This window comes from Sphingomonas abaci (genome assembly GCF_014199625.1).
GTDB lineage: Bacteria > Pseudomonadota > Alphaproteobacteria > Sphingomonadales > Sphingomonadaceae > Sphingomonas > Sphingomonas abaci.
Genome location: NZ_JACHNY010000006.1, coordinates 175,952 through 195,828 on the forward strand (window position 1 = coordinate 175,952; position 19,877 = coordinate 195,828).

At 69.8% G+C, this 19,877-nt stretch carries 17 protein-coding genes; 8 read left to right on the forward strand and 9 right to left on the reverse strand.

Annotated elements, in window-relative coordinates; translation table 11 throughout:
• The first annotated feature begins 47 nt into the window (after positions 1-47).
• Complete coding sequence (locus tag GGQ96_RS14735) at positions 48-1,910, forward strand: methyl-accepting chemotaxis protein (RefSeq protein WP_184116099.1); 1,863 nt, start codon at positions 48-50, stop codon at positions 1,908-1,910.
• A gap of 109 nt (positions 1,911-2,019) precedes the next feature.
• On the opposite strand, the gene GGQ96_RS14740 is transcribed toward GGQ96_RS14735, so the two are convergent.
• The 7 genes from GGQ96_RS14740 to GGQ96_RS14770 all read right to left on the reverse strand — a co-directional run bounded on the left by GGQ96_RS14740 (position 2,020) and on the right by GGQ96_RS14770 (position 11,611).
• Complete coding sequence (locus tag GGQ96_RS14740) at positions 2,020-3,822, reverse strand: acyl-CoA dehydrogenase C-terminal domain-containing protein (RefSeq protein ID WP_184116100.1); 1,803 nt, start codon at positions 3,820-3,822, stop codon at positions 2,020-2,022.
• Between the two features lie 6 nt (positions 3,823-3,828).
• Positions 3,829-4,284 (reverse strand): MerR family transcriptional regulator, encoded by a 456-nt coding sequence (locus GGQ96_RS14745; RefSeq protein ID WP_184116101.1) that lies wholly within the window; start codon positions 4,282-4,284, stop codon positions 3,829-3,831.
• Between the two features lie 30 nt (positions 4,285-4,314).
• Positions 4,315-4,800 carry a hypothetical protein gene (locus tag GGQ96_RS14750; protein ID WP_184116102.1) on the reverse strand — a complete coding sequence of 162 codons (486 nt, stop codon included), beginning with the start codon at positions 4,798-4,800 and terminating at the stop codon, positions 4,315-4,317.
• Positions 4,797-5,153, reverse strand: coding sequence for a phosphoribosyl-AMP cyclohydrolase (gene hisI / locus GGQ96_RS14755; RefSeq protein ID WP_184116103.1), 357 nt, complete (start codon positions 5,151-5,153; stop codon positions 4,797-4,799). Before hisI ends, GGQ96_RS14750 begins: the two co-directional genes overlap by 4 nt.
• Positions 5,154-5,217: 64 nt before the next feature.
• On the reverse strand, positions 5,218-9,333 hold the full coding sequence (locus GGQ96_RS14760; RefSeq protein ID WP_184116104.1) for a translocation/assembly module TamB domain-containing protein: 4,116 nt from the start codon (positions 9,331-9,333) through the stop codon (positions 5,218-5,220).
• On the reverse strand, positions 9,330-11,303 hold the full coding sequence (locus tag GGQ96_RS14765; RefSeq protein ID WP_184116106.1) for an autotransporter assembly complex protein TamA: 1,974 nt from the start codon (positions 11,301-11,303) through the stop codon (positions 9,330-9,332). The genes GGQ96_RS14760 and GGQ96_RS14765 overlap by 4 nt, the downstream gene beginning before the upstream one ends.
• 71 nt (positions 11,304-11,374) lie before the next feature.
• Positions 11,375-11,611, reverse strand: a complete 237-nt coding sequence (locus tag GGQ96_RS14770) for a hypothetical protein (protein WP_246360615.1) — start codon at positions 11,609-11,611, stop codon at positions 11,375-11,377.
• A gap of 167 nt (positions 11,612-11,778) precedes the next feature.
• On the opposite strand from GGQ96_RS14770, the gene GGQ96_RS14775 reads away from it, so the two are divergent.
• Both GGQ96_RS14775 and GGQ96_RS14780 read left to right on the forward strand, forming a co-directional pair.
• Positions 11,779-11,949 carry a hypothetical protein gene (locus GGQ96_RS14775; RefSeq protein ID WP_184116108.1) on the forward strand — a complete coding sequence of 57 codons (171 nt, stop codon included), beginning with the start codon at positions 11,779-11,781 and terminating at the stop codon, positions 11,947-11,949.
• Between the two features lie 247 nt (positions 11,950-12,196).
• On the forward strand, positions 12,197-12,559 hold the full coding sequence (locus GGQ96_RS14780; RefSeq protein WP_184116110.1) for a hypothetical protein: 363 nt from the start codon (positions 12,197-12,199) through the stop codon (positions 12,557-12,559).
• Positions 12,560-12,601: 42 nt separating this feature from the next.
• Here the strand turns inward: GGQ96_RS14780 and GGQ96_RS14785 are convergent, their stop codons facing one another.
• Positions 12,602-13,225, reverse strand: a complete 624-nt coding sequence (locus GGQ96_RS14785) for a S24 family peptidase (protein WP_343059075.1) — start codon at positions 13,223-13,225, stop codon at positions 12,602-12,604.
• A 91-nt stretch (positions 13,226-13,316) separates the two neighbouring features.
• On the opposite strand from GGQ96_RS14785, the gene GGQ96_RS14790 reads away from it, so the two are divergent.
• The 5 genes from GGQ96_RS14790 (at position 13,317) to GGQ96_RS14810 (ending at position 18,562) form a co-directional block, all read left to right on the forward strand.
• A complete protein-coding gene (locus GGQ96_RS14790; protein WP_184116114.1) occupies positions 13,317-13,493 on the forward strand; it encodes a hypothetical protein in 177 nt (58 codons plus the stop codon).
• Positions 13,490-13,801, forward strand: a complete 312-nt coding sequence (locus GGQ96_RS14795; protein ID WP_184116116.1) for a hypothetical protein — start codon at positions 13,490-13,492, stop codon at positions 13,799-13,801. The genes GGQ96_RS14790 and GGQ96_RS14795 overlap by 4 nt, the downstream gene beginning before the upstream one ends.
• 130 nt (positions 13,802-13,931) lie before the next feature.
• The gene (locus GGQ96_RS14800; RefSeq protein WP_184116118.1) at positions 13,932-16,121 is read left to right on the forward strand and encodes a TonB-dependent receptor; all 2,190 of its coding nucleotides are present in this window, start codon (positions 13,932-13,934) and stop codon (positions 16,119-16,121) included.
• Positions 16,122-16,223: 102 nt separating this feature from the next.
• Positions 16,224-17,408, forward strand: coding sequence for an acyl-CoA dehydrogenase (locus tag GGQ96_RS14805; protein WP_184116120.1), 1,185 nt, complete (start codon positions 16,224-16,226; stop codon positions 17,406-17,408).
• Positions 17,408-18,562: a CaiB/BaiF CoA transferase family protein gene (locus tag GGQ96_RS14810; RefSeq protein WP_184116122.1), complete on the forward strand. Its 1,155-nt coding sequence runs from the start codon at positions 17,408-17,410 to the stop codon at positions 18,560-18,562. Before GGQ96_RS14805 ends, GGQ96_RS14810 begins: the two co-directional genes overlap by 1 nt.
• Here GGQ96_RS14810 and GGQ96_RS14815 read toward each other — a convergent pair.
• Complete coding sequence (locus GGQ96_RS14815) at positions 18,545-19,837, reverse strand: sugar MFS transporter (RefSeq protein ID WP_184116124.1); 1,293 nt, start codon at positions 19,835-19,837, stop codon at positions 18,545-18,547. The two genes, GGQ96_RS14810 and GGQ96_RS14815, sit on opposite strands and share 18 nt — an antisense overlap.
• Between the last annotated feature and the right edge of the window lie 40 nt (positions 19,838-19,877).

Sequence of the window (19,877 nt, forward strand, 5' to 3'; positions counted from 1 at the left end):
CAGGTGCCATATGCACTTGGTCACATGGGGTGAGGATTCCCATTCATATGACCTTTCGTAATTGGCCCATCGCACGGAAACTGTCCGCAGCCTTCGCCGTCCTCATCGTCATTCTGACCTTGCAGGCGCTGTTCGTGTTGCAGAACTTCGGTGCGGTGCAGACCGCCATCGGCCAGCGCGGGCGCGGCTTCGCGGTGATGGCGCTGGTGCTGAAGATCGAAAATGCCCTGTTGATCCAGGCGAGCGATATGCGCGGCGCCCTACTCGCCAACGATCCTCGCTTCCGCGCCGGCTATGATCGCGATGGCCGCGCACTGGATGCGTTGATCGACAGCGCGATTGCGACCACGGTGCGGCCGGTCACCAAGCAGCGATTGGACGACACGCGCACGGCGATCCGCGAGTGGCGCAGCACGGTCGCGGAACCGTTGCTGGCGATGACGATGCATCCCCAAACGCGATACGAAGCTCAGCGCTTGGGTGGCGTGGACCGGCTGGGGCCCGTCCGCGCCCGTGTCCGGGTGCTGGTGCAGGGACAGGAGGCGCGGCTCAACGAATTGACAACCGATATCGCCGGAGCGACGCTCCGGATGAAGGCGGCGCTTTGGACCGGCGCCGGCACGGCGGTGATCGCCGCGCTGGTCCTCGCCTGGATCCTGACGATCGCGATCGCGCGCCCGGTCCAGGTCCTGACTGGCACAGTCAAGCGGCTGTCGCAGGGCGATTTCGACGCGGATTGCCGCGCCGAGGATCGTTCCGATGAGATCGGCGACCTGCAACGGGCGCTGGTCGTGTTCCGCGAGGCCGGTCTCGCCAAGCAGCAGGCCGAGCGGGCCGCGGCGGAGAACGACGCCGCACAGAAACAGGTGGTCGACACGATCTCCGCCAACCTCTCGCAGCTCGCGCGCGGTGACCTCACCAGCTCGATCACCGCCCATTTCCCGCCCGCCTATGCGGCGCTGAAGGCGCATTACAACGACGCGGTGGCGCGTCTGCGCGGTCTGATCGGCTCGGTGTCGGACAGCGCCATGGCGATCCGCACCGGCTCGGACGAAATCGCTCAGGCGTCCGAGGACCTAGCCCGCCGCACCGAGAGCAACGCCGCCTCGCTGGAGGAGACCTCCAACTCGATCAGCCGGATGGACGAGCGCATCCGCGCGACCGCCGAAGCCTCGTCGCGCACCGTCACCCGCGCCGATCAGGCGATCGCCACCGTCAATGGCGGCCGCGCCGTGGCGGACGAGGCGGTGCAGGCGATGGGCCGCGTTTCCGAAAGCGCGAAAGGCATCGACTCGGTGATCGAAGGACTGGACAAGATCGCCTTCCAGACCCGCGTCCTCGCCATGAACGCTGCCGTCGAAGCGGGCCGGGCCGGCGATGCGGGTCGGGGCTTCGCGGTGGTCGCCGACCTGGTCTCGGCCCTGGCGATGCGCTCCGAGGAGGAGGCGAAGCGCGCGCGCGAGCAGCTGACCGCGACGCAAAGCGACATCATCACCGCGGTCGGAGCGGTGCAGAAGGTCGATGGCGCGCTGTCCAACATCTCGGGCGACGTGGCGCAGGTGCACGACCTGCTCGCGACCATGGCCGCCGACAACCAGGCCCAGGCCAGCGCGATCAGCCAGGTGACGACCGCAATCGGCAGCATGGACCGCGCGACGCAGCAAAATGCGGCGATGGTCGAGGAGACCTCGGCCGCCGCGCGCAACCTGGCCAGCGAGGTCGGCAGCCTCGCCGACAAGGCGGCGCAGTTCAACACCGGCGCGCCCATGGGCAGGTCGACGTCCCGCCCCTCAGCCCGCCCGCCCCTGGTGCCGGCCGACTTCGACCGGCCGGTCCGCCCCCTGCCCGCCGCCGCCGTCCCGGCCCTGTCGCCCGCCGCCGGCGATGACGGCGACTGGACGGAATTCTAAGCTCCTCCTGCAGGGGATCGTTGCGGCATCACGGAGCCTGACGTGGCGCCGATCATGTTCCTGCCTGCCCGGGAACATGGGACGGCGTTCTGCAACGATCCCGAAAGGCTCAGGCCGCCAGGAACATCGACTCGGGCAGCGCCATCACCGCATCAGCCCCGCCTTCGATCTTGCGGCGCAGCGCCCCGGCATCGGGCAGGATACGCTCGGCGAAGAAGCGAGCGGTCACCAGCTTGGCGTCGAGGAAGGCGGCGTCGCCCTCGCCCGCCGCCTGCATCCGCGCCGCGGCAGTGGCCATGCGCAGCCACATCAGCCCGGTCGCGACCAGCCCCATCAGGTGCATGTAGCTGACCGCGCCCGCGCCGACATGGTCCGGGTTCTTCATGCCATTGGCCATGAACCACATAGTCGCCGCCTGAAGGTCGCCCAGCGCCCGCTCCAGCCTTGCGGCGAAATCGGCGGTCGACGGCACCGTCTTGGCGAGCGCCAGCTCCTCGGTCACGATCTGGAAGAAGGCCTGCACCGCGCGGCCGCCATTCTGCGCCAGCTTGCGACCGACCAGGTCCATCGCCTGCACGCCGTTGGTGCCTTCGTAGATCATCGCGATCCGGGCATCGCGGACATATTGCTCCATCCCCCATTCCTGGATGTAGCCGTGACCGCCATAGACCTGCTGCGCGTTGGTCGCGACCTCATAGCCCTTGTCGGTGCCGACGCCCTTGATCACCGGGGTCAGCAGGCCGATCAGGTCGCCGGCCATCTGCCGCTCCACTTCGGTGCCGGCCTTGTGCTCCAGATCGACCTGCAGCGCGCCCCACAGGCACAGCGCGCGGAGCCCCTCGGTCCAGGCCTTGGCCTCCATCAGCATGCGGCGGACATCGGGATGGACCATCAGCGTGTCGGCCTTCTCGCCCGGCTCGGCAGGGCCGGTCAGGGCGCGGCCCTGCCGCCGGTCGCGGGCATAATGGACCGCATTCTGATAGGCGGTCTCCGCCACCGCCAGTCCCTGCAGGCCGACGCCCAGGCGCGCCGCGTTCATCATGATGAACATCGCCGCCAGCCCCTTCATCTCCTCGCCGACCAGCCAGCCGGTCGCGCCGTCGTAATTGAGCACGCAGGTCGAGTTGCCGTGGATGCCCATCTTGTGCTCGATCGAGCCACAGGTGACGGCGTTGCGCGCGCCCAGCGAGCCGTCCGCGTTGACCAGCACCTTGGGCACCACGAACAGCGAGATGCCCCGGGAGCTGTCCGGCGCGCCCGGCGTCTTGGCCAGCACCAGATGGATGATGTTGTCGGTCAGGTCGTGCTCGCCGGCCGAGATGAAGATCTTGGTGCCGGTGATCCGGTAGCTGCCATCCGCCTGCGGCTCCGCCTTGGTGCGGATCAGGCCCAGGTCGGTCCCGCATTGCGGCTCGGTCAGGTTCATGGTGCCGCCCCATTCGCCCGACACCATCTTAGGCAGATAGGTGGCCTGCTGCTCCGGATTCCCCTTGGCGACCAGCGCGGCGATCGCGCCGTGCGCCAGCCCCGGATACATGGCGAAGGCCATGTTGGCGGAGATCATGAATTCCTGGAACGCGGTCGAGACGACATGCGGCATCCCCTGTCCGCCAAAGGCCTCCGGCGCAGCGAGCGTGCCCCAGCCCGATTCGACGAACTGGCGATACGCCTCCTTGAAGCCTGGCGGCGTCGTCACCGACCCGTCCTCGGCGCGGGTGCAGCCATGCTGGTCGCCGACCTGGTTGAGCGGGAACAGCACCTCCGCGACGAAGCGGCCGCCTTCCTCCAGCACGGCGTCGACCGTGTCGGGCGTGGCATTGGCGAAGCCCTCGACCTGCGCGTGGGCGGACAGGCCGACGACCTGCTCCAGCACGAAGCGGACATCGCGGACGGGGGGCGTATAGCTCGGCATCTCTCTCTAATCCTTGTCGTTATCATGTTGGTGCGTGGCCGCCCCATGGTCGTGCCGATGCGTTTCCCGCACGTCGGCGACGAAGCGGATCAGTTCGGCGATCGCGGCATCGATGTCGCGTTTCTGCGCTTCCAACGCGGCGATCCGCGCCTCGCACCGGTCGATCGTCACCTGCCGCTGGATGCGGCGGCCGTCGCCGATGTCGTAGAGGTCGATCATCTCGCGGATTTCGCCCAGCGAAAAGCCGACCCGCTTGCCCCGCAGGATCCAGGCGAGCCGTGCCCGGTCGCGCTGCGTGTAGATGCGGGTGGTGCCGCGCCGCTCGGGTGCGATCAGCCCTTCGTCCTCGTAGAAGCGCAAGGCGCGGGCGGTGACCCCGAACTCCTCCGACAGGTCGGAAATGGAGAAGCTGTCCCGATCGACGCGCGGGACGATCGCGGCATAGGTTGCTGCATCGGCCATAGGGGGACGGTACTTCCCCTTACGTAAACGTCAAGATGCCTTGCACAGGAATCGACCGCCGCGCCCGCGCAGGGTCGCGGCCTCGGCCTGTGAGCCGCTCTGCTGTTCGACACTCAGCGCGGCGAGCGACGCCCGGCCCAGGCACAGGCGCTCACACTCGGCGGGGAGCGTCGTCGGGAAGCTGATCCGCTCGCCATCGAACTGTGCATCGAACCGGCAATCCTGGCCGAGAACGACCTTCAACACGTCGCCATCGCGCCGCACCGTGCCGCTGGCGGAGCAGCTCTGCCCCTCGCCATAGTCGATCGCGACGCCGATGCGCTGGCCGACGATGCACAGCCGATCGGTGTCGAGCGCCCAGGCTCCCTCGATCGCACGACGCCGCGGATCGGGCACCAGCCCCGCCTGAGTCGCCGCCGCCTCCAGCTTGGCGCCGTCGCTGCGGTCGATCACCGAGGCGGCCCGGTCGCATCCGGCGAGCAGCAGCAGCAGCAGCGCGACCGCGCGCGCCCTCATGCCAGCGGCACCAGCGCCCCGCCATCCACCCGGCGATAGAAGCAGGAACGCGCGCCGGTGTGGCAGGCCGGGCCAGCCGGATCGGCGATCACCCAAAGCGCGTCCTGGTCGCAATCCACCCGCAGCTCGACCACGCGCAGGACGTTGCCCGAGCTCTCCCCCTTCTTCCACAGGCGCTGGCGGCTGCGCGACCAGAAGGTCGCCTCGCCGCTCGCCTGGGTGGCGGCGATCGCCTCGGCGTTCATGTGCGCGACCATCAACAGCGCGCCGGTCCGGTCGGTGACGACCGCCGTGACCAGGCCGTTGGCGTCGAAGGCCGGGTCGAAGCGGAGCGTGGTGTCTTTGTCGGTCATGCCGCCGCTCTAGGGGGCGGGGCGACGGATTTGAAGCGTCAGGGCCATGCCGCGACAGGCGCCCTCAATAATCCCGCGACACCCGGACGTTGACGCTCTGCCGCCCCAGGGTCGAGATGCTCGACAGGATCGACAGCCAGCGCGTCACCTGGAACTCGACCTGCGTTGCCGAATAGCCCTGCCCGTCGGTGATGATCTCCGCATAGAGCCGCCGGGTCACGAACTTGCCCGCCGCGACCGAGGTGCCCTGCCCGGTCTGCGGATCGGCGGGCAGGATGCGCAGGCGGTCCAGGCCCGCCGCGCGGCGCACCGCGTTGATCGGGTTCAGTCCGTTACCGCCATCCTGCAACGCCGCCACCGCCGCCGCGAGCTGCAACGCCTCCGGCGCGGACAGGTTGGTGATCGAGGTGCCGAACAGCAGCCGCGACAGCAATTCGTCCTCCGGCAGTGCGGGCACGCTGGTGAAGCCGATCTCCGGCTTCAGCGCGGTGCCGGTGACGCGGATCGTCGCGTTCAGCCCGGTGGTGTCGGCATTGGCGGCGATGTCGAGCGCGGGATTGGCGGGGGTCTGCCCGTCGAACCGGATCACGCCGCGCGCCAGCTCGAAATCGCGACCCGCGAACTCGACATCGCCGCGGATCAGATTGGCGCGACCGGTGATCGACGGATTGGTCGGCTGGCCGCCGATCTTCAGGTCGGCGGACCATTCGCTGGTCAGGCCCAGGCCGCTGACCATCACGCCGTTCTTCGCGCGTGCGGTCAATGCCAGCGTCCAGGGCGCGGGCGGCGCGTCGTCGGTCACGTCGCCGCCTGGCAGGTTGATCTCGCGGACGTTGAGCTGCGGTGCGGCAGTGGCGGCGCTCGCCTGGCCCAGGCGGTAGCGACTGCGGTTCAGCACCACATCGCCCGAGATGGTGCCACCCGCCCCATCCGATTGGAAGCGCAAGGGGCCGGTCACGGTCGCGCCAATATCGTCGCGCGCGATCATCACCGCATGGTCGGCATCGAGCCGCAGGTCGAGCCCCAGGCCCTTGGGCGCGGCGAAGTCGAACAGGCCGCTACCCGTCACCCGCCCGTCCTTGCCGGCGGCGGCGGCGAAGCGGTCGATCACCAGCCGCGATCCTCCGAACCGACCGGTGGCCTGGACGTCGGTCAGCAGCGTGCCGGTGGTCGCGCTCTCAATCCGCGCGCCGTTCGCGCGCACCACGCCGCGGATTACCGGCGCCGCCAGCCGTCCGGTCACGTCCGCGCCGATCGAAACCGGGCCGGACAGGTCGAACAGCTCGACGCCGGTCAGCCGCCACAGCGTGTCCGCCGGCCCCGCATAGCGAAGCTGCGCGAACAGGGCGGCATTGCCGATCCGGCTGGCGAGATCGCCGGTGCCGAGCGGCGCCAGCTGCGCCTGCGCCCGCCCGATCGTCCGGCCGCCCGACGCCACCACCGCGCGCAGCCCCGCCCGATCGGCGCGCAGCACGCCCGCCACCCCGATGTCGATCGGCGCGGAGGTCAGCACCAGCCCTGATCGCGACACGCCGCGCAAGCTCAGATCCACCGCCCCGGTCGGCGGCCCGCCCGGCGCCGCCGCATAGCGCAGCGTGCCCGACGCGCTGCCCGACAGGCCGAGCCCCGGAAAGCCGATATCAAGGATCGACAGCGGCAAGCGCGTCACCACCGCCTGCGCTTCCAGGCCGGCATCGCCGAACCGGCCCGACAGCATTGCCTCGCCGCCGGCGAAGGCCAGACCGGTCGGCTGCAACCGCCAACCCTCGCCCTCGCGCACCAGCGTGGCGGGGGTGGTGAGCTGGATCGGCCGCTTGTCGAGCGTGCCCTGCATCCGCACCACATAGCGGTCGCGCGCGATCTGCGTCACGGTCTGAAGGTCGAAGACCCGACCGCGCGAACCCGCGACACCCGCGCGCACCTCGCCCAGGCCATCGGTCAGCGCGGCAGTGCCGGTGACGCGGGCGAGCGACAGCGCGCCGTAGCGCAGGCCCATGCCGCTGGCGCTGCCCTGGATGCTGGTGCCGGCGGGATCGAGCAGCGCCATCGCGTCCAGCCGGCCCTGGCGCACGCTGCCGCCCGCGAGGTGCGCGTCGCGCGCGGTCAGATGCGCCTCGATCCGCTGGATGCCGTTCGCCGGCGCGAAGCCGATCGTGCCGGACAGGCCGCCGCCCGCCACCGTCAGCCGGCCGTCGAATCCGCCGTCGACGATGCCCAGCGTTCCGCTGGCGCGCGTACCCGACACGTCGAGCGCGCCGATCACGATGCGCGCCGCGCCGCCGCTCGGCAGCAGGATCGCGCCGGTCGCGCGGAACGGCCCCAGTCGCGAGCCGCCGCTCGCCGTGAAGCCATAGCCTTGCGGCGTCGGGTCGAGATGCGCGACGACGGTCGAGAGGCCGAGCGCCGCGTTGGGCCGCTGGAAGCGCAGGTCGAGCGTCGGGCGCGCGATGTCGCCGTCAAGCACCAGCGTCACCGGGCCATAGCTCGCCTGACGCCCGCCGCCCTCGAAATGGAAACGACCGTCGCGTCGGCGATAGCCCTCGCCCGCCAGCGTCAGGCCGGGCGAGACCAGCCGCAGGTCGTGGAAGTGGAGGATGCCGTCCGGCCCCCGCTCCAGCGCGGCGGTCAGGCGCGGCAGGCCACCGGTCAGTGAGCGGAAGAACGCGTTGTCCAGCCGCCGCACCACCGCCTGGCCGCGTCCGACCAGCCGCACGCCGTGCCCGTTCGCGCCGGGCACCAGCGTCAATTGCGACTGGACGTCGACCACGCCCAGGCCGGGAATCAGGTAGCGGCCCAGCCCACCGGTCACCGCCACTTCGTAGCGACCGGTGCGCAAATCCAGCACCAGGCCGATGCGACCGCCGAGCTTGTCGGAGCGGACCTGGAGCGGGTCGCCGATCAGCTGCGTGCGCGTGACCTTCAGCGTTCCATCGACGCGCAGGTTGCGCAGGATGCCGCCCGCCACCGTGCCGACGCCGGTCACTCGCGCCGCCGCCAGCCGGATCGGCACCGTGACCGGCGCAGGCGACAACCGCCCGCTGCCCGCCGCCCGCACCTGTTCGAAACCGGTCTCGTCGAAGGCCAGCCGCTCCGCGGCCAGGCGATAGTCGAAGCGAGCGGTGTCGAACGGCCCATCGAGCACCGCGCGCAGGGCGATGCCGCGCCCCGACATGTTGGGGAACAGCGCCGCCGGGCGCAGCAACCGGCCGATGATCTTCAGATTGCCCCAGCGATTGGCGCCCAGGTCCGCCACGCCCTCCACGCCCAGCGCCAGCGCCGCCGAGCGCAGCGACAGCCGCCCGTCCAGCCGTCGGTCCGCCAGCGTCGCCGTGCCGTTCACCAGCAGGCGCGGTGCGGTCAGCCGCTGCGCCTTGCCGGTCAGCAGCGGCGATGGCGCGACCGAGCCCGACAGGGTGTAGCGCCCCGCCTCCGCCGCCAACGCCAGGTCCAGCAGCCGCGTCGCGCCCGCTCTGGCGGTCGCGATCCCGCGCCAGCGCTGCCAGCGGCCGTCGCCGCCGACCGTCAGCCGCACCGGCGCGCGCGCGCCGATCGCCCGCGCCAGCACGCCGCCGGTCGCGCCGGCCGCTTCGACGTCGATGTCGAACCGGTCGCGGTCGGGCTCGGCATCGATGCGCAGGCGCAGCCGGTCGCTGCCCTGGACCACCCCGTCCAGCCGAACCAGCGCGCGGCCGGACCGGATATCGGCTTGTCCCCGCAACGCTCCGACCCGCGCGCGGCCCAGCACCGGTCGCGCCAGCACCAGCCGGTCGATGGCGAGCGCCCCGATCCGGATGTCGAAACCCGGCAGGATGGACCCGCGCCGGCCGGTCGGCCGAGTGCGAGGAACATGGTGCAGCATCGCCTGCGGGATCGCGAGCCGCCGGATGACGAGCGCATTCACGAACCAGCGCGCGGGCGACCAGTCGAGCGCGACCTCGGGCGCGTCGAACACCAGCCCGTCCAGGTCGTAGACGCGCAGATCCCTGATCCGCGTCGCCGAATAGAGCGAACCGTCGATCCGCCCGACCGTGAAGCGCAGGCCGTTGGCGGTGCGGATCGCGCCGATCCGCTCGGCGACCTGGGCATGGCCCCAGGGCGTGTCGACCAGCACCAGGGCCGCCAGCACGATCGCCAGCAGCGCGCAGGCCAGCCAGCCGATCCAGCGCGCGACGCGCCTCAAAAGGCCTGCCCCAGCGAGACATAGACGGCGATGCGCGAGTCGCCCGGCTGCGGGTTGAGCGGCGTGCCCACATCCAGGCGGATCGGCCCGAAATTGGAATAGTAGCGCACGCCCAGCCCCGCGCCATATTGCAGGCCGGTGAAGCGCGGCAGCGGGCTGGTATAGATGTTGCCCGCGTCGAGGAACGGCACCACGCCGAAATTGCCGAACGCCTTGACCCGCGCCTCCACCGAGAATTCGGTCAGGCTGCGACCGCCGATCGGCGCGTTGTTCGGATCGCGCGGACCGATATCCTGATAGCCATAGCCACGCACCGACGCGCCGCCGCCGGCATAGAAGCGCCGGGACGGCGCGACGGCGTCGCGCGGCGCGCCGGTGATGGTGCCCAGCCGCGTCCGCGCCGCCAGCACCACGCCAGGTCGCACGGTCCGATAGACGCTGGCGTCGATCTGCGTCCGGGCATAGCCGAACACCGACCCCTGCAGCGACGCCTCCGGACTGAACCGCCCGCCCAGGCGGAAGCCGCGGCTGGGATTGAGCAGGTCGTCGGTGCCGTCATAGACCAGGCTGGTCGGCAGCGCGCCGATCAGGAAGGTGCGCCGGCGCGGCTGGCCGGTCGCCACGATCACGTCCCGCTCGTCCGAGGCAAGCAGTTCCGCGCCCAGCGACCAGGTCCAGGTCTTCTGGAAGAAGATGTTGGTCTGCCGCTCCAGCGCGCCCGACAGCGAATAGGTGCGTGCCTCATAGGCGCTGCGGTTCTGGTGAGCGAGCGCGATCTGGAGGGTCAGCACCCGGTCGCGGGCCTTGTAGTTGTTGCGGCGATAGACCAGCGACGACAATTGCTCCTGCGTGCCGAGCACGCTGCGGATGGTCAACGCGCCTTCCGGCGGGAACAGGTTGCGGTGCGTCCAGCTGCTCTCCAGTCGCGCGCCCTCGCCCGTGCCATAGCCCAGTTCGGCGGCCACGGTGCGCGGCGGCGCAGGGTCGAGCTTGACGGTGAGGTCGACGGTGCCGGGCGAACGCCCCTCGACCGGCTTCAGCTCGACCGCCGAGACCAGCCCGGTCTGGATCAGCGCGCGGCGCAGGTCGTCGACGCGGGTCTGGTCGAACGGCTCGCCCCGGTGGAAACGGGCGATCTCCGCGACATGGTCCGGCCCGAACACACGGTTGCCGGGCAGCGCGACGATGTCGCCGAAGCGTCGCTCGCCGCCGGGCCGCACCGACAGGTCGAGCGTCGCGGTGCGGGTCGCATGATCGACCACGATCTCCGGCGCGCCGACCGCGGCGAAGGGAAAGCCCTCGCGACCGATCGCGCCGGTCAGCCGGGTGTCGGCGGCGACCACCGCGTCGGCATCGACCGGATCGCCCGGCGCGATGCCGAAGGCCCGGGTCAGCCCCTCGGCTTTGTCCCCGGCGTGGTCGACGCCGGCCAGCGTCACCCGGTCGAATCGGTACAGGCCGCCCGGATCGGCCGACAACACCACCTCCGGACGCGGGCCGGGCTCCACCGCGACATTGACGCGGGCGTCATAATAGCCCTCGGCACGGAGCAAGGTGACCAGCAGCGCCGAATCCTCGGCCGCGCGCCGATCGAGCTGCGCGGCGTTGGCGGGCTGGCCGGCATGGGCCTTGAGCGTCGAATTCTGGTCGAAGCGCTGGCGGAGCAGTGGCGAGCCGACCCCGTCGATCCCCTCGACCCGCCAGCCATAACGGCGTTCGGCGGCGCCGTCGGTCGTGGCGACCGCGCTGCTCGGCGCGTCTGGCGCGGTGGCGAGGTCGGGCCAGGCGACGCCGATATCGGGCAACGGCGCCAGCGGCGAATTGGGATCGAGCTCGTCCTCCTGCACCGGCGCCGACGGGCTCGCGGCGGCGGCCGGCGTCGACGCGCTCTGGCCCCAGGCGACGGACGGGATCAGGCAGAGACACGCGGCGGCCGCCCCGCGACCCGCCCGCCCGGCGCGGAACGACATGCGCCGTTCCTAGCCGCGACCGGGGCGGAGCGACAGTCCCGAAAACCGCCGGAGCGACCGGTGATCAGCGCTTAGTGGACGGTCCCCATCGGCGACGGGTCGTTGAGCAGCCGCGCCAGCCGCTCGACCTGCCGCCAGCGGCAAAAGTGCAGATGATTGCCCAGATCGCGGCTGCGATTGGCGCGAACCCGCGCCTCGCGCGCGGCGTCCATGCCGAGCTGCTCGATCAGGTCGGTGGCCAGCGCCAGCTCGGCACGATCGGCGATATAGGGAAGAAGGTCGGCGGCGGGCACGGGCATGTCGGTCATCGCGTCCACTCACTCATCTTCCGCGCCAGACGGCCGGATAGCGCCTCAGCCGCGACAGGCAATGGTAAATCACCGCATCGCAGCGGCAATCACCCTGTCCCGCCTGTGCCGCCCTGGCACGGCTTTCCCCCTCTGGTGTCCCGCGCCGGGACATGGCAGGAGAAGCCATGGCCAGCCCGACCCCCTCTCGCGCCGGTGGCGGCATCCTGATCGTCGCCGGGATCTTCCTGGGCGCGATCATCGGATTTCTCTATGGCCAGGCGACGCCCGGCGTGCTGATCGGCCTCGCCATCGGCATCGCCGCTGCCCTGCTGCTCTTGCTGCGCGACCGCCGCTGAAGAAGGCTGGCACTACGGCAGCGATCAGACAGGCCGAGCTTCAAGCACGTCTCGGCCAAGCGACGGCAAGCACTTAATCCCGGCTGTCCGTTGATTGTCATCCTGCAATCGAAATCTCCATTATGCCCAGTATCTCTGTCCGCTTCGGACCAAGAACAGTCATGCGCCCTCGCCCTAATCCAAGACTCTACTCACCGCTGCTTCTAAACAAGTCCACGTCGCATCAGCGACTCGCCAGGAGCACATCATGACGGACTACGCAGCATTCAGTGAAGACGCGGTCGCCGAAGCGATCAAGCTCGGCTCCGCAAATTATCAAGCGGTCGCCGCATCCTTCAGCGGCGGCAACATCGACAGCTTTGCTATGACTGAGGCCTCCTACACTGCCGAGTGCATCAGCGTCACCGTGACGAACAGCCAGATTTGCCTGGCCTTGCCAGCGCCGATCAGCAAGCAGTTCTGCGTTTCAGTTCCGTCCTGGGTTCCCAACGGCACGGCGGCGGAAGCCTGCATCAGCATCGGCACCAAATTGGGTATTCCTAGCGGCGCGAAGCTGACCGTTTCCGCGTTGGGCAAGGTCATCTTCCAGAAAACCTTCGGCCTGTGCTGATCCGGCACCCGCATCGCCGCTCCTGATGAGCGTCGATGCGGGTCATCGCCACGCGCGCATCTGCCATACGACCCGGCCGATCACGCCAACCTCACCGTCCGGCACCGGCGGCGCATCGGGATGGTCGCTCCGGATAACCAGTCGCCCGCCCTCCAGCGACACCCGCTTCACCATCAGCGTCTCGCCGATGCGAATGACGAAGATCGCGGGCTGTCGCGCGGGTTGCCGGTCGTGACGATCGATGACGATATGGTCGCCGTCGTATAAAGCGGGCTCCATCGACGTGCCGCGCACGCGCAGGATCGATCCCGCCCCGGGAGCCAGGCGCAGCCGGCGCGCCAGGTGCGGGTCGAGCGTCTCGACGCCCGACGCGACCTCGGCATCCACATAAGCCCCCGGTCCCGCCGACGCGGCGAGATCGAGCCGGGGCAGCCGGTAGCGCGGCTCGGCGCTCGGCTCCGCGCCGCCCAGCACCGTCTCCGCCACGCCGAAGAAGTCCGCCAACCGGCGCCGGTCGCCCTCCGCCAGCGTGCGGGGTGAGCCGCGGCGGATATATTGCTGGAGATAGGCCGGATTGCGCCCGAGCATCTGCGACAGCGCGGACAGGCTGACACCGTCCCGCGCCGCCAGCGCCTCGAGCGCGGAGCGGGCATTCTGTACGATCACCGTCCCAAGATAGTCTAGGAAAAATCCTAGACAAGAACGAAGGACGGGAACAGAACGGGAACCCACCACCGGAATCAGGAGGTCCGCATCCGTGTCGCTGCTCATCAAGATCGATCATTTCCTGCGCATCACGCGGATGGCGGTCAGCACCTTCGGCCGGCGCGCGGTGGGCGATCCCCGGCTGGTGCGGGACCTGCGGCGCGGTCGGCGGCCGGGACCCGCGATGCGCCGCCGCCTCGAGCGGTTCATGAGGGAGCATCGGGCATGACCGGCGATCGCGACACGACCGCCCGGCTCCAGCGACTGCTGCGCGTCGACGCCGCGGCCGCCGGCTGTACGATCCGGGCACTGGACGAGGACAGCCATGCCGTTCCCTGGCGCAGCGCCTGGTTCGACGGAACCCGTCATCACCTCCACTTCCAGGCTCGTGTCGACGGCAGGCTGGACGCTTGGCTCGGCACGCTCGATGCGCGCGAATGGCGGGTGCCGGGGCAGTTGGTCATCGACTGGGCGGTGGCGCGGCACGGCGACCGGCTGATCCTGACCGCGCTGGCGCTGGACCCCGACAGCGCATGAGCGTGGGGGCAAGGCTGTGGCCGAATGGACACGGTCCGCAGGCCTGTCCTATCCGGCCGCCAAATGGGATTTGATATGTTGTAACATGGTCGGTAGGCAGCAGCGCATTCTTCCAGCGGAGCCTTTGTCCATGTCCCACCACCGCTTGCTGCTCGGCGTCGCCACGCTCGCCCTCGTCCTGCCGGCCGTTCCGGTCCAGGCGCGCGGTCCGGCCGAGACGGCCGCGCCGGCCGCGCCGGCCGAGGCGCGGCCGCTCGATGCGGCCGATGACGATCGGGCAGCGCCGGGCCGCGACATCGTGGTCACCGCTCCCTTCCGCCAGAGCGAGGCCGATGTGCTCGCCGGCACCACCATCGTCTCGGGCGAGGAGCTGGAACGCGCGCTCCGCCCGACGATCGGCGAGACGCTGGTCCGGCAGCCGGGCGTGTCGGCGACTTCCTTCGGTCCCAACGCCTCGCGCCCGGTGCTGCGCGGCTTCCAGGGCGAGCGGATCCGCGTCCTGACCGATGGCATCGGCTCGATCGACGTTTCCAACACCTCGGTCGACCATGCGGTCGCGATCAATTCGTTGATCGCCGAACGGGTCGAAGTGCTGCGCGGCCCCTCCGCCCTGCTGTTCGGCTCCTCGGCGGTCGGCGGCGTGGTCAACGTCATCGACACGCGCATCCCGCGCACCATCCCAGACAAGGGCTACCGCCTCGCCGGCAACGCCACCTACGGCTCGGCGGCGACCGAGCGCTCCGGCTCGGCCGCGACTGACGTCGCGATCGGCGACCAGTTCGTCGTTCATGCCGATGGCTCGTACCTCAAGACCGACGACCTGAAGATCGGCGGCTATGCCCTGTCGCGCGAGCAGCGCGCCCGCGCGCTGGCCAGCGCCGCCCTGCCGCCCGAACCGGCCGAGGAACCGATCGACTTCGCCGCCAATGCCGCGATCCGGGGCCGCCTGCCCAACACCGCGTCGGAGACCTGGAATGTCGGGGTCGGCGGCGCGCTGATCACCCAGGGCGGGTCGCTCGGCGTTTCGTACAGCCACTATGACAGCCTCTATGGCGTGCCCGTCCGCTACGCGACCGAGCCGGGGCAGGAGCAGGAGGCGCCGCGCATCAAGTTGAAGCAGGACCGGGTCGACCTGCGCGCCGAGGTGAGCATGGGCGGCGCGGTATTCGACAAACTCCGCCTGCGCGCCGCCATGGCCGATTACCAGCATGGCGAGCTGGAGGAGAATGGCGAGGTGGGCACGCAATTCTTCAACCAGGGGCTGGAGGGCCGGCTGGAACTGGTTCAGGCCGAGCGCGGCGGCTGGCTGGGTGCCTCGGGCGTGCAGTTCTTCAACCGCCGCTTCGACGTGGAGGGCGAAGAGGCCTTCCTGCCCAGGAACGAGACGAGCCAGGTCGGCCTGTTCACGCTGCAGCAGTTCAACCTAGGCGATTTCCGCGCCGAGGCAGGCGGACGTTACGAGACGACCAATGTCGATGCGCGCACCCAGGACGGGGACGCCCGCTTCTTTCGCGGCGGCCGGCATTTCGAGGCGGTATCCGCGTCGCTCGGGGCGTCCTACGCGCTGGCGGACGGCATCCGCCTTGGCCTGAACGGCTCGCGCACCGAGCGCGCGCCCTCGGCCGAGGAACTGTTCGCCAACGGCGCCCATGCCGGCACCCAGGCCTATGAGCTTGGCAATCCCGACTTCCGGCTGGAAAAGAGCTGGGGGCTGGAGGCGACGCTGCACGCGCACCGGCCGGACTGGAGCTTCGACGCCTCGGCCTATTACAACTGGTTCAGCAACTATATCTATGACAGCCAGGTCGCGCCCGAGGCCTGCGCGGCGGCGGCGGCGCCATCGGGCCGCACCGTCGACCTGCCCTGTTTCCAGTATAACCAGGCCGATGCCCGCTATTACGGGCTGGAGGCGCAGGGGTCGGCGACGCTGGCGCGGATCGGCGGCACGCGGATCAACGCCGATCTGCTCGGCGACTGGGTTCATGCCACGGTGGTCGACACCGGCCCGGTGCCGCGCATCCCGCCGCTGCGCCTGCTCGGTGGCCTCGAAGCACAGAGCGACCGCATCACCGCCCGCGCCGAGGTCGAGCACAGCTTCCAGCAGGACCGCGTCGCGCCGTTCGAGACCCCGACGCGCGGCTTCACGCTGGTCAACGCCAGCGTCGCGTTCAAGCCGTTCGGGACCGACAACGCCACGGCGCTGATCCTGTCGGCGAACAACATCTTCGACGTCAACGCGCGCCGCCACGCCAGCGTCCTCAAGGACTTCGCCCCGCTCGCCGGGCGCGACCTGCGCGCGACGCTCAGCTTCAAGCTGTAATCGTCCGCCGCACGGGGGCGGACTGCCGCCCCCGCCCCCTTGCGGCGGCGGGGCCAAGCCCGTACCGCGATTTCGAAGACGACGACACAGCAGGAGCGGGACATGGCAGGCATGGGCAAGTTCGACTGGGCGGATCCGTTCCTGCTCGACGACCAGCTGACCGAGGACGAGCGGATGATCCGCGACACGGCCCAAGCCTATGCGCAGGACCGGCTCGCCCCCCGCATCGTCGAGGCGTTCCAGCACGAGCATACCGATCCCGCGATCTTCCGGGAGATGGGCGAACTCGGGTTGCTCGGGCCGACGGTCTCCGAGGACTATGGCGGCGTCGGCGCGAGTTACGTCGCCTATGGTCTGGTCGCGCGCGAGGTGGAGCGGATCGACAGCGGCTATCGCTCGATGATGAGCGTCCAGTCCAGCCTGGTGATGTACCCCATCTTTGCGTACGGCTCGGAGGCGCAGAAGCGCGAATTCCTGCCCAAGCTGGCGTCGGGCGAATATATCGGCTGTTTCGGCCTGACCGAGCCGGATGCCGGCTCCGACCCCGGCGGCATGACGACGCGCGCGAGGAAGGTCGATGGCGGCTATGTGCTTTCGGGCGCCAAGACCTGGATCAGCAATGCGCCGATCGCCGATGTCTTCGTCATCTGGGCCAAATCCGACGCGCATGACGGCAAGATCCGCGGCTTCATCCTGACCAAGGGACTGAAGGGGCTGGAGACGCCGAAGATCGAGGGCAAGCTGTCGCTGCGCGCGTCGATCACCGGCATGGTGATGATGGACGAGGTCGAGGTCGGCGAGGATGCGCTGCTGCCGGATGTCGAGGGGCTGAAGGGTCCGTTCGGCTGTCTGAACCGCGCGCGCTACGGCATCTCGTGGGGGGCGCTGGGCGCGGCGGAATTCTGTTTCCACGCCGCGCGCCAATATGGCTTGGACCGCAAGCAGTTCGGCACCCCGCTTGCCGGGCGGCAGCTCTATCAGAAGAAGCTGGCCGACATGGAGACGGAGATCGCCCTCGGCCTGCAGGCGTCCTTGCGCGTTGGCCGGCTGATGGACGAAGGGCGGTTCGCGCCCGAGATGGTCTCGATCGTCAAGCGCAACAATGTCGGCAAGGCGCTGGATATCGCCCGCACTGCGCGCGACATGCATGGCGGCAACGGCATTTCGGGCGAATATCAGGTGATGCGCCACCTGATGAACCTGGAGACGGTCAACACCTATGAGGGCGCGCATGACGTCCATGCCCTGATCCTGGGCCGCGCGATCACCGGCATCGCCGCCTTCTGATGACGCCCCCCGCCGACGCGGCCCGCCCCGCCCCGCTCGCCGGCCTTAAGGTGGTCGAACTGGCGCGCATCCTCGCCGGACCCTGGGCGGGGCAGACGCTCGCAGACCTGGGCGCGGAGGTGGTGAAGGTCGAGGCGCCGGCGGGCGACGACACGCGCGGCTGGGGTCCGCCCTTCATCGCCAATCCGGACGGCACGCGGGATGCGGCCTATTTCCACGCCTGCAACCGGGGCAAGCGATCGATCGTCGCCGACTTCGCCGACCCGGCCGATCTGGCGCGGGTCAAGGCGCTGATCGCCGATGCCGATGTGGTGATCGAGAATTTCAAGGTCGGCGGCCTCGCCCGCTTCGGGCTCGACCACGCCAGCCTCGCCGCCGATCATCCCCGGCTGATCTACTGCTCGATCACCGGATTCGGGCAGGACGGCCCCTATGCGCCGCGCGCCGGATACGACTTCATCGTCCAGGGGATGAGCGGGATCATGGACCTGACCGGCGAGCCGGACGGCGCGCCGCAGAAGATCGGCGTCGCCTTCGCCGACATCATGACCGGCCTCTATGCCGTCATCGCCATCCAGTCGGCGCTGCTGATGCGCGCGCGGACGGGGCTCGGCCAGGCAATCGACCTGGCATTGCTCGACACGATGACCGGGGTGCTCGCCAACCAGGCGATGAACTGGTTCGCCAGCGGACAGGTGCCGACGCGGGTCGGCAACGCGCATCTGAACGTCTGCCCCTATGCCGTCTTTCCGTGCGCGGATGGCTGGTTCATCCTGGCGGTCGGCAATGACGGGCAATATCGTCGCTTCTGCGTGGCGGTCGGCCTGCCCTCGGACGACCCGCGCTATGCCACCAACGCGCTGCGCCTGGCGAACCGCGAACCGCTGTTCGCCGCGATCGAGGCGGCGACTCGAAAGTTCGTCCAGGCCGATCTGCTCGCCCGGCTGGAGGCCGTCGGGGTGCCCGCCGGGCCGATCAACACGGTGGCGCAGGCCTTTGCCGACCCGCAGGTGATCGCGCGCGGCATGCGGATCGATGCGGCCCGCCCGGACGGTTCGACCGTGCCCGGCGTCCGCACCCCGATCCGCTTTTCGGAGGCGGCGCTGGTCACCGACCGCGCCGCCCCGATGCTGGGATCAGGCAGCGACGACTGACCGTCGCGCGTAGAGGCCGTAGGCCGCGATCAGCAGATAGCAGACCGCCGGCAGCGCCAGCGCGAAATGCAGCGAATCGCTGGCATCGGCCAGGCTGCCGGTCAGGTACGGGATCACCGCGCCGCCGACGATCGCGGTGGCGATCACGCCCGATCCTTCCGCCGCGCGCTTGCCTAGCCCCTCGCTCGCCAGGCTGAAAATGGTCGGAAACATGATCGAGTTCATCAGCCCGATCGCCAGCAGCGACCAGCCGCTGACCAGCCCTTGCGTATTGGCGGAGAGCAGCAGCAGCGCGATCGCGCCCGAGGCCGCACCGGCCAGCACCTTGCCCGGCGACACGCGCGTCAGGATGTAGGCGCCGATGAACCGGCCGACCAACGCGCCGCCCCAGTAGAAGGGCACATGGTCACCCGCGGCCTTGTCGCTGATCCCGAACACGCCCGGCTGCATCAGGTAGTTGACGATCAGCGATCCGATCGCGACCTCCGCACCGACATAGAGGAAGATGCACGCCGTCCCCATCGCGAAGCGCGGGCGCTTCAGCAGCGTAAAGGCGTGGAACATGCCCCCCTGATGCTCCTGCTCCTCGTTCAGCCGGTTGCGTCGCGTCCAGACGACGCCCGCGATCACCAGCAGCGCGATGGCCAGGCCGATATAGGTGTGGACCACCGTGCGGGAGCTTTCCGCACGATAGGCATCGAGCGCCGCGCCCGAAAGCGTCGCCGGGTCGACCGTCGCCAGGCCGCCCAGGATGATCGCCGAGCCGACCAGCGGGAAGAGCGTGGTGCCGAGCGAGTTGAAGCCTTGCGCGAAGGTCAGCCGCCCCGCCGCCGATTCCGGCTTGCCGAGCAGCGAGATGAGCGGGTTGGCGACGACCTGGACGATGGTGATCCCCGCCCCCAGGATGAACAGCGCGCCCAGGAACAGCGGGAAGCTGGCGTTGGCCGAGGCCGGGATGAAGGCCAGGCAGCCCAGCGTCATCGTGACCAGCCCGATCGAAGCGGTGCGCATATAGCCCGCCTTGCGCACGATCGCGGCGGCCGGGATCGAGAACAGCGCATAGGCGAAGAAGAAGGCCGACTGGACCAGCATCGCGGTCGCATGGTCGAGCGTGAACAGTTCCTTCAGCTTAGGGATGATGATGTCGTTCAGGCTGGTGATGCCGCCGAAGATGAAGAACAGCGCGAAGACGAAGACGCGCAGGTCCGGCGCGTCATAGCCGGCCTGCGCGTCGCCGTGCGCAGCCGTGGATTGGGTGTCGATATGCATGGCCATTTGGGCCGGTCCCCTCTTGATCTGGGCCGCCTATGACGGG